Below are 13,141 nucleotides of genomic sequence, written 5' to 3'. Positions count from 1 at the left end.
ACGCAGAAATTGAATAATTTTTATTTTCTAATTGACACATTTTCTAATTGACACATTCTCTAATTGACAAATTTTCTAATTAAAATATATGAAATTTCCAAAGACTCATTCTTTACAAGAAATTGCAAATTTGCTTAATTGCGAATTTATCGGTGACCAAAACTTCCCCGTTTTAGGCATGAACGAAATACATGTTGTTGAGCCTGGAGATATCGTTTTTGTTGACCATCCTAAATATTATGACAAAGCTTTGCAATCAGCGGCTACTATTGTTTTAATTAATAAAAAAGTAGATTGTCCGGAGGGTAAAGCCCTTTTGATTTCTGATGATCCTTTCAGAGATTTTAATACCTTAACCAAACACTTCAAACCTTTCCAATTTGCAAATGTGGCTATTTCAGCTTCTGCAGAAATTGGAGAAGGGACAGTGATTCAGCCTAACAGTTTTATTGGTAACCATGTTAAAATTGGTAAAAACTGCCTCATTCATTCAAATGTTTCTATTTACGATCATACCGTAATTGGAGATAACGTAATTATTCACGCGGGAACAATTTTGGGAGCGGATGCTTTCTATTATAAAAAGCGCCCGGACGGATTTGATCAGTTAATTTCAGGAGGACGAGTTGTTATTGAAGATAATGTTGGTATTGGTGCGCTTTGTACGATTGACAAAGGTGTTACCGGCGATACAACAATTGGTGAAGGAACAAAAATTGACAATCAGGTTCATGTTGGGCATGATACAGTTATCGGTAAAAAATGCTTAATAGCGTCACAGACCGGTATTGCAGGTTGTGTTATTATTGAAGATGAAGTTACACTTTGGGGACAGGTGGGTACAACCAGTGGCATCACAATAGGAGCGAAGGCTGTTATTATGGGACAAACTGGGGTTACTAAGTCAGTTGAAGGTGGAAAATCTTATTTTGGTACACCAATCGAAGAATCAAGAGAAAAGTTAAAACAATTGGCCAATATCAAAAAGATTCCTGAAATTCTAAATAAATTGAAGTAATATGTCTATAAAAGAATTTGTTCAAAAATTTTATAAGTCGGATGCCTTAATTGATAGTGAAATCCTTAAAACCTATTTGCATCCGGATATAATTGTGGAATGGAATAGCAGTAAAGGATTAATTCAAATGAACTACGATTCTATGGTCAGTATGGCCAATGAACTTAGTCGTGCATATGTACGTTCTAAGGTCAGAATTAGTCATATTATTGCCGAAGATGACCTGGTGTCAATACGTTATTCTCATTTTGTGAAAACGATAGAAAACCCTAGAGAAGAGATGTTATTAGCCCATTTTTCGACAATTTGGCAAATTAAGGATGATAAATTGTACCGTGGTTACCAAATGAGTCAATTTTCTTAATTTTTTTGAAGACAAAAAGATTAAAATACATTACAAAACCTTACTTTTGCATCACAATTTTAAAAACTACATAAAATATATATCATGAGTGTTTTAGTTAATAAAGATTCCAAAATAATTGTTCAAGGATTTACAGGAAGCGAAGGAACTTTCCACGCTTCTCAAATGATTGAGTACGGTACTAATGTTGTTGGTGGTGTAACTCCGGGTAAAGGAGGAACTAGCCATTTAGATCGTCCGGTTTTTAACACAGTTAAAGATGCTGTTGATCAAGCTGGAGCTGATACATCTATCATTTTTGTACCACCAGCTTTTGCTGCTGATGCAATTATGGAAGCTGCTGATGCTGGAATTAAAGTAATTATTGCTATTACAGAAGGAATTCCTGTAGCAGATATGATTAAAGCAAATAATTATGTTAAAGAAAGAAATTCTAGATTAATCGGACCAAACTGTCCAGGTGTTATTACTCCGGGAGAAGCTAAAGTTGGTATTATGCCAGGTTTCGTTTTCAAAAAAGGAACAGTTGGTATCGTTTCTAAATCAGGAACTTTAACTTACGAAGCTGCTGACCAGGTTGTGAAACAAGGTTTAGGAATTACTACAGCTATCGGAATTGGTGGAGATCCAATCATTGGAACTACTACAAAAGAAGCGGTTGAATTATTAATGAACGATCCAGAGACTGAAATTATCATCATGATTGGTGAAATTGGTGGTCAGTTAGAAGCTGATGCTGCTAAATGGGTAAGAGCTGATGGTAACCGTAAACCAGTTGTTGGTTTTATCGCTGGAGAAACTGCTCCTGCTGGTAGAACAATGGGGCACGCAGGTGCAATTGTTGGAGGTTCTGATGATACAGCTGCTGCTAAAAAACAAATTATGAGAGACAACGGAATTCACGTTGTTGATTCACCAGCTGAAATTGGTAAAAAAGTAAAAGAAGTACTTGGATAATCGCAAGTATTGAAAATAAAAAATTCCAAAAAAAGTCTCAATATTGTGTTGAGACTTTTTACATTTTTAAAATGATTGGAAATATAATTAAAAACTTGGCAACTTAATCCCGATAGTCATCAGGATATTTAAGAAGCTTAAAATAAGAAAGATGAGCAAAGAATTAAAAAAGTTTAAAGTAAGCAACAGTTTTACTTTTACAATCGAAGATAGTTTAGAACAAGTTTGTAACGCTCCTGAAGGTGGTGCTGGAATCTTTGTTGTTTACGCTGTTGAAGGTGATGCAAAAGAATTGATCATGGTTGCTTCTACAGGAACTGTTCAAAATGACGGAACTTTAAAAAGTAAAAACGGTGGTTTATATGATAAAATTGTAAATGGACACCAATTTGCAAAAACAGGAAGAAAATATTCTTGGCCAGCACAAATGAAATTGGAAAGCATTGATGCTTTAGAAGTGGTTTGGTATGAGACTTTTAACGGAGATGTAAAAGCGATTCCAACTGCTGTTGAAGGACAGGTTTTGCAAAGTTTTTTAGATGAAAATGCGAAATTACCAAGATGGAATGTAGCTTTCTAAAAAGCTAATTCTAAAATACAATTTAATGGAAGCCTTGTTGGATTAGCAAGGCTTTTTTTGTTTTTAAGTCTAAAAAAGAATTGAGCTGTCTTACTAACTTCATTATTTTTTAGCATTGCAGTAAAAATTTTACGCAATAAAATCCTACTTTTTTATTATTTGCTAAAAGAAAAATATTTTTTTATAATTGTTTACTCTGTCAGCTAAATCAGTTAGTATAGCGTTTTTTTAACATTAAGAAAGTGTTTCTTTTATGTAAAAAAATTGGGATTTAAATGTTTGCTTTTCTATATTTATCGCACAAAACGAAAGGATATTGTTAAAAAAATACATTCCTACCATTATGTAAAAAAACCTTTTTAAGAAAGCCAAATTTTACCATGAAGACCGCAATTTTACCATTCACTAATTTTGATGATAATACGCTTTGGAATAATCTAAAGGAAGGTGATGAAAAATCATTTTCTATGCTATTTGAAAGATATTATGCAGATTTGGTGCGTTACGGAAATTCGCTTTCTCCTTATGAAGAAAAAGTTCAGGATTGTATTCAGGATGTATTTACAGATATTTGGGTCTACCGCTCTTCATTACAAGGTTCTGTGATGGTAAAAGCTTATTTGTTATCTAGTGTCCGCAAGAGAATTGCACGTTTATTTGAGAGAGATCATATTTTTCGTAAAACAACAAGTACAGATTCTATTGCTTTTTTATTGGAGTTTTCGGTCGAGTATGAACTTATTGATGATGATTATGCGACAAAAGAAAAAGTTGTTCATTTAAATAAATTATTGAATGAATTACCTTCTCGTCAAAAAGAAGCGCTGTATCTTCGTTATCATCAAGGATTAACTGTTGAACAAATTGCCGAAATACTGGATGTTAATTATCAATCAGCAAGTAATTTGTTACACCGGGGTTTACTAAGTCTTCGCAAGGAATGGAAGGGGGCTTATTCATTATTTCTACTACTATCTTCAAGTAGTTTTTAATTTTATTTCAAAAAAAATAAAAAAAATCACAATTTAGTGAGTATGTATTAAGAGTTCTGTCCTCTATGTTTTTGTAACCTCATTTTTAGATGCAAAAACGTAATACATATACCGAAATAGAAGACTTTTTGTCTGATGAATCGTTCCAGTCATGGATTTTATTAAAAATTGATGAAGATGGTTGGGAAGAGTGGACATTAGAAAATCGTCACCGTGCAAAGTTAGTTGAAGATGCGAGACATTTTTTATTGGCAATGAAAGTGCCGGAGTCGAATTTATCTTCTTCTGATATTCATAAGGCGTTACAAACGACCTGGATCAAAATTGAAGAAAAAGAAAATCAAATCAATTTTATTGAAAACTCACGAGATAATTTCTTTAGGAAATATCTTGTTAGTGGAATTGCTGCAAGTATATTCTTTTGTATAATGTCGGTTTGGTTTTATAAAAGCCATATCAGCAGAGACAATGTTGTTACTTATAAAGAATTGATTGATGAAAATAGTGAAGGTTTAGTGGAACAGACGAATAATTCCAGTAAACCTCAGATTATTACATTATCTGATGGTAGTTCCGTTTTATTACAACCCAATAGTAAATTAAGTTACCCTAAAATCTTTACCGGAAACGAAAGAAAGGTTTATTTATCCGGCGAAGGTTTCTTTGAAATTAGTAAAAATCCAAAAAAGCCTTTTTATGTTTATGCAAACGAGATCGTTACGAAGGTAGTTGGAACTAGTTTTCGAGTTAAAGCTTATTCTGATCAGCCAGATGTTGAAGTTCTTGTTCGCACCGGTAAAGTGAAGGTTAGATCAAATGATCTGGTGGCGAAATCAGATCAACAGGAAGTTGTTTTGCTTCCTAATCAGGCACTTCGTTTTTTACGTAGTGATTTAAAATTCAATAAAATAACAAATATTACTGAAGATGAAGCATTAGTGCGTAATGTTGGTAATATTGAGCAATTAAGTTTTGAATTTACTGATATTCCCGTATCTCAAATTTTTGAGACAATCGAGCAGGCCTATTTAGTTGATATCGATTATCCAAAGAATATGCTAAAAGATTGCCATCTTACCACTTCACTAAGTGATCAGCCGTTAACGGAGAAATTAAAAATTATTTGTAAAAGTATTGGTACAAATACCAATTTCGAAATGAACGGAAATCAAATAACCATAACATCTGAAGGTTGTAATTAGTATCATCTTTATAGCTGTAACTATTTAGAGAAACTTTTAAAGCCTGGATAAAAAAGTAAAAATCAACCAAAACCAAACTAATATTTAATGCCTATGTAAAAACAATATGCATAAAAAAAAGTGCCGAAATGCTGTAACATTATCGACACTTATAAAATTGAATTCCTCTCTGTAAAGAGCAATTCAGTACGTTTCTTAAAATACACGCGAACAGTATTAATCAAAACAAACCAAAATTATGAAAAAACCAGTTGTTAAACAACGATTACTCCATCGAATCATGAAAATAACGCTATTTCAGTTTGTCTTAGCACTTGTGTTTTCAAGTGTTACTATGGCAAACAGTGTAAATGGGCAAAGAAAACTAGATACAAAAGTCACAATTACAGTTGCAAATTTAACTTTAGACAATGCATTATCTAAAATAGAAAAATCGGCACATGTAAAATTTTCTTATAATTCAAGATTGCCACAATTAAATCAGAAAGTTAGTATTCAGGCAAATGAAGAAACTTTGTCAAGTATTCTTAACCGAATTTTAGTGCCTTTCAATATTACTTACTCAGAAGTTAGTAATCAGATTATTTTGCAGAAAAATGCGATTTCAGATCCATTTTCAAATGCAACCAATCACGATTCGCTATTCGAAATTTTAGCGGGACCAACTATTAAAGGAAAAGTAACAGATGCAACCGGAAGTCCTTTGCCGGGGGCGACAGTTATGGCTAAGGGAACCAAAATTGCAGTTTTAACTGATTTTGATGGTAATTTTTCTATTGAAATGCCAGCCAATAGTACTGTAATCGTAATTTCTTATGTTGGAATGGAAACTAAAGAAGTTGGAATTTCTAACACAAATCCAACAATAGTTTTAAATGAGCTTGGTCAAAATTTGAAAGAAGTTGTGGTGACTACAGGTTACGAAAAAACCTCTAAAAGAACTTTTACAGGAGCCATTAGTAAAATCTCGGGAACTGAATTGAAAGTCGATGGGGTTGTTGATGTAAGCAGAATGATTGAAGGTAAAGCAGCAGGGGTTACCGTACAAAACGTAACAGGTACTTTTGGAACAGCACCTAAAATTACAGTTCGTGGATCTTCTTCTATTTTTGGTGATACAAAACCTTTATGGGTAATTGATGGTGTTGTTCAGGAAGATATTATTAATATGTCATTTGCAGATTTAGCATCTGGAAACTCAGAAACATTATTGAGCTCATCTGTAGCCGGTTTAAACGCGAATGATATTCAAAGTATTGAAATTCTAAAAGATGCATCGGCTACCTCGATCTATGGTTCAAGATCATTAAATGGGGTTGTGGTTGTCACAACAAAGCAAGGTCGTAGAGATTCGCCCTTAAAAATAACATATGGTTTAGAGCAAACTGTTCGAACAGTTCCAAACTACAGCCAATATGACATTTTAAATTCTCAGGAATCAATGAGTATTTTTAAGGAGATGGAAGCTAAAGGATACCTTGATTTGCCTTCAACAGTAAATGGAAGATATGGTGGAGCATATAACATTTTAGGAAGAGCAATAAATACTTATAATCCAGCAACAGGAACTTATTTAGTAAATAATGATCCCGTTAGTCGTAATAATTTCCTAAGAAAATATGAAATGGCCAATACAGATTGGTTTGATGTTTTATTTAGACCATCCATTACGCAAAATCACTCTTTAAGTTTTTCTGGGGGAGGAAAAAACAATACATTTTATGCTTCGTTAGGTTATTATACAGATCCGGGATGGACTATTGCCGATGATGTAAAACAAATTTCAAGTAACATAAAAGGGACATTTTATGTAAACGATAAATTAAATATCACCTTATCTACTTTAGCGTCTATTCGTGATCAGGGTGCGCCGGGAAGTTATGAAAGTGAGAAAGATGTTGTTTTTGGTAAAGTAACTCGTGATTTTGATATTAACCCATTCAATTATGTATTAAATACAAGTAGAACCTTGCGTCCGTACGACGAAAATGGTAATCTGGAATATTACAGAAATAACTGGGCAAAAATGAATATTGTTAACGAATTGGCCAATAATTATATGGAAATTGAGGTAAAAGATATTCGTTTTCAATTGGATTTAGATTACAAAATATCACCACACTTAACTTATAATTTAACAGGTTCAGCTCGTTACGCAAATACGAGTCGTGAGCATAAAATATTAGAAGGTTCAAACGTTGTAGGAGCTTACAAAGCCGGAACTCCGGATGGAGAAGATGGAGTAAATACTCTAGTAAGAAACGATAATATCTTTTTATACCAGGATCCAAATGATTTGAATGCACCAAAAGTTTCTGTCTTGCCAAATGGAGGTTTCTTAAGAAAATTCACTAACGACATGACATCTTATAACTTAAGAAATAGTGTTAATTACAGAAATACATTCAGCGATAAACATGAAGTAGAAGGTTTGTTTGGAACTGAGATGAGAGTAGTAGACAGGTCAAGTGATAATTTTACCGCTGCAGGTTTACAATACGATAGAGGATTGACAGCATTTACAGACCCAAGAATAATTGAAAAAATAATTAATGGAGGAGATTCTTACTATGGCTTTAATGAAGAAAAAGAAAGAACAGTTGGTTTCTTCGGGAAAGTAGGTTACACTTACGATCGTCGTTATACAGCTTCTGTTACAGGACGTTATGACGGATCAAACAGACAAGGAAATAGTAATTCATCAAGATGGCTTCCAACCTATACCTTTAGTGGAAAGTGGAATGTAGCTGAAGAAAAATTCATGAAAAACGTGGAGTCTGTAAATACTTTGGCATTAAGAGCTTCGTATGGTTTAACTGCTACTGCAGGTCCTGCAACAAACTCTTTGGCAATCTATAAAAGTGCTGTAACGGATCGTTTTAATCTTGATGACAGAGAAACAGCAATTAGAATTGAGGAATTACAAAACAGTGATCTAACGTGGGAAAAACAGTTCGAAACTAACATAGGTGTTGATCTTGGAATGTTTAATAACAGAGTTCAATTTACTACTGATGTTTATCGTCGTAAAGCATTTGACTTAGTTGATTATGTAATTACTTCAGGAATTGGTGGTCAAAGAATCAGGCAAGGAAATAATGCCGATATGGAAACTAAAGGTTTAGAGGTTGCATTTACAACTAAAAACTTTGATAACAAGGATTTTAAATGGTCTACAACACTTAATTTTTCAGTTTATAATCAGGAAATTACAAGATTAGAAAATACGCCAACAGCATTTGATTTAATCGATGCTAATGGAGGAAATACAGTTGGTCATCCGAGAAATTCATTGTATTCATACCAATTTACAGGTCTAAACAATCAAGGTCTTCCGACGTTTATTTTGCAAGATGGAGCTGAAAACAACATTACAGAAGCTAATTTTCAGGATAATTTAAATGTTACTAAATATTTAAAATATGAAGGATCGATCGAGCCTAATAAATCGATTGGTCTAGCGAATACATTTACTTATAAAAACTGGTCCTTATATGTGTTTTTTGTTGGGTCAGGAGGAAACAAAGTTCGCTTAAATCCAATTTACGACAGTACCTATGATGATTTAACTGTATTTACAAAAGATTTTACAAACCGTTGGATCAATCCCGGAGATGAAAATTTTACAAATGTTCCGGTAATAGCAGACAGACGTTTAAATGCTAATTATGATGGTCCCCGTAACCTTGCAAAAGCGTACAATACATATAATTATTCTGATGTTCGTATTGCTGATGGCGATTTTATCCGATTAAAAAATATATCATTAAGTTGGGAATTTCCTAGTGATTTCAAAAGAAAAATAGGAGTAAGTACATTTACTTTAAAAGGATCTGCGGTTAATCCATGGCTACTTTATTCTGATAAAAGATTAAATGGTCAGGATCCTGAGTTTCGTAATTCTGGAGGAGTTGCTTTACCAGTAACATCTCAATATACATTTACTTTAAACCTTTCATTATAATAGTCAAAATCATGAAAAACTTAAAAATAACATTATCCCTGTTAATACTTATAAGTATTACTAGCTGTGATGATTTCCTGTCAGAAAAACCAGACAACAGAACTGAAATTGATACACCTGCAAAAATTTCAGAATTGCTAGTTGAAGCTTATCCTCAAATGAGCTACTTCGAGATTGCAGAAACAATGTCGGATAACGTTTTTGACAGCGGAATGCCGGAAACGTTAGCAAATAACGAGCAGAACTATAATTGGCTGATTCAGACAGAAACGACAAATATTGATACACAGGCTTACTATTGGGATGCATGTTATAAAGCAATCGCCCATGCAAACAAAGCTTTGCAAGCCATCGATGAATTAGGTAATCCAACAAGTCTTAATCCACAAAAAGGAGAAGCACTGATAGCAAGAGCTTATTCTCACTTTATGTTGGTTTCACTTTGGTCAAAACGTTACAATCCTGCAACGGCAGCATCAGATTTAGGAGTGCCATACGTAACAAAACCAGAAACAGAATTATTGACTAAATACAAAAGAAATACTGTTGCCGAAGTTTTTGATTTTATTGAAAAAGACATCGAAGAAGGTTTAAAATATGTAACAAACGATTACAAACAACCAAGATTTCATTTTAATATAAATGCATCAAAAGCCTTTGCAAGTAGATTCTATTTAATAAAAGGAGACTGGGACAGGGTTATTGAATTGTCAGATGATTTGGGTTCAAGACCAGAAGGTAAATTAAGAGATTTTTCTACTTATGAATCTATAGGTGTTGAAGACCAGCAATTAAAATATGGAAGCAGTGATGTTGAAACAAACTTGTTGATTGTTTCTGCAAATTCAATTGTGAGCAGAGTGTATTCTTTAAACCGTTTTAATTTATCAGGTACAGGTCGGCCAGAAATTTTTGGAGGAAATACTAACCTTTTTGGGAAAGCGTATTATTATAACTTTTATTCATCTAACGGTAGTATCACATTATTTCTGCCAAAGTTTTATGAATATTTTAAATACTCAAATGTAACAGCTGGAATTGGAGATCCTTATGTTGCTGAAGTTTTGCTTAGTAACGATGAGTTTTTTCTAAACAGAATAGAGGCTCATGTTATGAAAGGTCAAATAGATCTGGCAAATGATGAATTAGAGTATTTTCTGGCAACAAGAACACCAACATACGATAGTACAACAGATAAGTTGACTGAGGCAAGAGTAGTAGCGAAATTTCCTGTTGTTCCAGATGAATACACTCCCTTTTATGCAATGACGCCAGTGCAGACCTCTTATGTAAAAGCAATTGCAGAAACAAGAAGAAGAGATTTTATACATGAAGGCTTGAGATGGTTTGATGTAAAGCGTTTTAATATTGTCGTAAAACATGAAACATCAAACAAAGCGGCCAATATATTACTAAAGGATGATAACCGCAGAGCATTGCAAATTCCATTGCATGCATCAAGTACTGGAGTTGAACTTAATCCTAGATAATCTTAAAATTAAAATTATGAAATTATTAAAATATAATAAAATTGCGGTTTTAGCAATAGTTTCGATAGCTCTAATTTCATGTGCTGGAGATGATCAACTGAAAGAAAGTCAATTAGACTATACACAACCAGTGAAAACAAACTTAGATAATTGGATAACTACTAATTACCTGAATCCATATAATATTAATGTTCAATATAAATGGAATCAAAATACCGTTGATAACAATCGTTATCTATTTCCTCCAACAATTAACAAAGTAAAGCCTGCACTTGAAATTGTACAAACAATTTGGCTTAAAAGTTACGCAACAATCGGAGGTCCTGATTTCGTGAAAAAAATAGCACCAAGAGAAATTGTTTTGGTAGGAGGGGTGAACTTAAATAGTGTTGGTACAAGAACTTTAGGTTTAGCCGAAGGTGGACAGAGAGTTACTTTGTTTGAAACTGATTATATCGATCAATCAAATCGCGCAAATGTATCGGAGTTTATACATACAATTCAGCACGAGTACATTCATATTCTAAACCAGAATAAACCATTTGATGAAAAAGCATGGAAACTATTGACGCCAGGAGGTTATACAGCGGATTGGTATAATTATGAAATACCGGAATCAAATGAACTTGGATTTATTACAAGTTATGCAAGATCAAATATCAATGAAGATTTTGCAGAAACTGCTTCGATGATCCTAATCTATTCAAAAGCAGAATATGCTGCGTTTTTAGCGGGTATCCAAAGCCCGACTGCTCTTGCTGCGTTAAAAGCAAAAGAAGCCATTGTGGTAAAGTATTTCAAGGAAGCTTTTAATATGGATTTCTATGCTTTAAGAGATGAGGCAGAAAAAAACACAACAGCTGTAATAAATAATTAAAAGAACTATTATGAAAATAAAACACCTATATAAGTATTTATTTGCAGCACTTTTAGTTCTGCATTTGAGCAGCTGTAACGATAATACAGATGCTGAACAAAAGTTTGACCAAACGCCGACAGAGCGTTTAAATGCTCAAAAAACAGAGTTAAATGAGTTATTGCTTTCTTCAGAATTTGGATGGAAAGCAGTTTATTTTACAGATAACACGGTTTTAGGCGGATACACACATTTATTCAGGTTTGCAAAAGATGGAACTGTTCAAATGGCTTCCGATTTTGATAGTGATACTAAAACGTATAAAAGTGAATATGAAATTCAGTTAGGCAGTACTGTTAGTGTCGTCTTTACCACTAAAAACAGAATTCACCTTTTATCAGACTCGAATAGTTATCCAATTCCTTCGCTCGAAGCAGAAGGTTATTTAGGAGATTTTCAATTTTTGTATTACGGACAAGAAAATGGCGATATTGTTTTTAGAACCAATAGAAATAATCGTGAATTGCGTTTTGTAAAAGCAACAGCCGAAGATTGGGTAGATCTGCCAAAGAATCTTGTAATGGAACAGAATGTTATAGGAGGAGAAGACAGGCCGCTTTTTAGACTGCTTGAGACTAACGATGGTACGGCTATTCATAAATTTGATTTCTCTTTTACAGCGGCTACTCGTTTTGCTGAATCAAATTCTATAGAAAGCGGTTTTTCTGTAAGTTACAATATGGGAGTTGGATATACTCCAACCGGAATTGTGGTAAGTCCTGCTGTTGAAGTGGGTGGGCAAAAATTAAGCGATTTTACTTATAATGATGCTGATGGAAGTTTTACTGCAACTGGAACAAATGGTGTAAGTGCTGTTATAAAATATACAGACAAGCCATTAGTGCTAACTGATGATTATAAAATATTGCTTCCTGGACAACCATTTGGCTGGTTTGGATTCTTTATCGATGATTATACTGTAGAGGCACCAACTAACTCTGCATTGTTTTATGCAGAAATAGAAAAGATTAATGCAGCCTTACCGGAGGGGCAAAGTATTTCAACTGTTGAAATCTATAGTAATAGCAGGATTGGAACCTTTATTTATTACAGTTTCGTAGGAAGAGGGCCTTTACAGCATTTTGTTACTGTTGAAGAAGATGAAGCAGGTAAAAAAATGATACTTAAGCATCAATCCTGGAACGGGAATACAACTGTAGCAACGCCGGCAATCCTTGCAAGTTTTGATAAATATTTGATGGATCCGGAGGGAATTTATGTAAAAAAAGAAAGCTTCAGATTAGTTTATTCTGAACCGGTTTATACCTTCACTAGTGCGTCAAGTCCGTTTAGAATGACGACGTGGAAGCTTAATTAAGAATTTTTAGTTTTGATTTTAATTTTGGAGGAAGAGCAGCTCATTTTTTTGAGCTGTTTTTTTTTTTTTTTTTCATTAAAGAGTAATAGAGCTTTGTTAGTGAAATTGCGAAAGAAATCAATGATGAATATAGTAGGAATCCCAAGAAAATAATAATATCTTAGATATGTTTTCTTTTTATATAGCAGGAATTTTTATCTTAAGATGTTCAGGTTTGTTATTGCAGAGTTTTGCTGTTGAAAAGCTTTTTTTTTGATTTAGCGAGTAATACATGTTATACATGTTTGTGGTTTTATTTATTGAGATTGCCATTTTTAGTAAGTTTTGAGAGACATGAGGA

General features: G+C 33.5%; 10 protein-coding genes. All 10 read left to right on the top strand.

Annotation, left to right across the window (positions count from 1 at the left end; all coding sequences use genetic code 11):
- Positions 1 to 88: 88 nt before the first annotated feature.
- The 10 genes from Q7C23_RS06025 to Q7C23_RS05980 all read left to right on the top strand — a co-directional run bounded on the left by Q7C23_RS06025 (position 89) and on the right by Q7C23_RS05980 (position 12,801).
- A complete protein-coding gene (locus Q7C23_RS06025) occupies positions 89 to 1,018 on the top strand; it encodes a UDP-3-O-(3-hydroxymyristoyl)glucosamine N-acyltransferase (RefSeq protein ID WP_375031657.1) in 930 nt (309 codons plus the stop codon).
- A 1-nt stretch (position 1,019) separates the two neighbouring features.
- On the top strand, positions 1,020 to 1,382 hold the full coding sequence (locus Q7C23_RS06020; RefSeq protein ID WP_375031656.1) for a nuclear transport factor 2 family protein: 363 nt from the start codon (positions 1,020 to 1,022) through the stop codon (positions 1,380 to 1,382).
- 84 nt (positions 1,383 to 1,466) lie between these two features.
- The gene (sucD, locus tag Q7C23_RS06015; protein WP_007808093.1) at positions 1,467 to 2,339 is read left to right on the top strand and encodes a succinate--CoA ligase subunit alpha; all 873 of its coding nucleotides are present in this window, start codon (positions 1,467 to 1,469) and stop codon (positions 2,337 to 2,339) included.
- 151 nt (positions 2,340 to 2,490) lie between these two features.
- A complete protein-coding gene (locus tag Q7C23_RS06010; RefSeq protein ID WP_375031655.1) occupies positions 2,491 to 2,919 on the top strand; it encodes a hypothetical protein in 429 nt (142 codons plus the stop codon).
- 380 nt (positions 2,920 to 3,299) lie between these two features.
- Positions 3,300 to 3,911 (top strand): RNA polymerase sigma factor, encoded by a 612-nt coding sequence (locus tag Q7C23_RS06005; RefSeq protein WP_375031654.1) that lies wholly within the window; start codon positions 3,300 to 3,302, stop codon positions 3,909 to 3,911.
- Positions 3,912 to 4,000: 89 nt separating this feature from the next.
- A complete protein-coding gene (locus Q7C23_RS06000; protein ID WP_375031653.1) occupies positions 4,001 to 5,113 on the top strand; it encodes a FecR family protein in 1,113 nt (370 codons plus the stop codon).
- Between the two features lie 238 nt (positions 5,114 to 5,351).
- A complete protein-coding gene (locus tag Q7C23_RS05995; RefSeq protein ID WP_375031652.1) occupies positions 5,352 to 9,077 on the top strand; it encodes a SusC/RagA family TonB-linked outer membrane protein in 3,726 nt (1,241 codons plus the stop codon).
- An 11-nt stretch (positions 9,078 to 9,088) separates the two neighbouring features.
- Positions 9,089 to 10,567, top strand: coding sequence for a RagB/SusD family nutrient uptake outer membrane protein (locus tag Q7C23_RS05990; protein WP_375031651.1), 1,479 nt, complete (start codon positions 9,089 to 9,091; stop codon positions 10,565 to 10,567).
- Positions 10,568 to 10,583: 16 nt separating this feature from the next.
- On the top strand, positions 10,584 to 11,444 hold the full coding sequence (locus Q7C23_RS05985) for a substrate import-associated zinc metallohydrolase lipoprotein (protein ID WP_375031650.1): 861 nt from the start codon (positions 10,584 to 10,586) through the stop codon (positions 11,442 to 11,444).
- Between the two features lie 10 nt (positions 11,445 to 11,454).
- On the top strand, positions 11,455 to 12,801 hold the full coding sequence (locus tag Q7C23_RS05980; protein ID WP_375031649.1) for a DUF4302 domain-containing protein: 1,347 nt from the start codon (positions 11,455 to 11,457) through the stop codon (positions 12,799 to 12,801).
- Positions 12,802 to 13,141 lie beyond the last annotated feature (340 nt).

This window comes from Flavobacterium sp. LAR06, assembly GCF_041946075.1.
GTDB lineage: Bacteria > Bacteroidota > Bacteroidia > Flavobacteriales > Flavobacteriaceae > Flavobacterium.
This window is presented reverse-complemented; position numbering and strand designations above follow the sequence as displayed.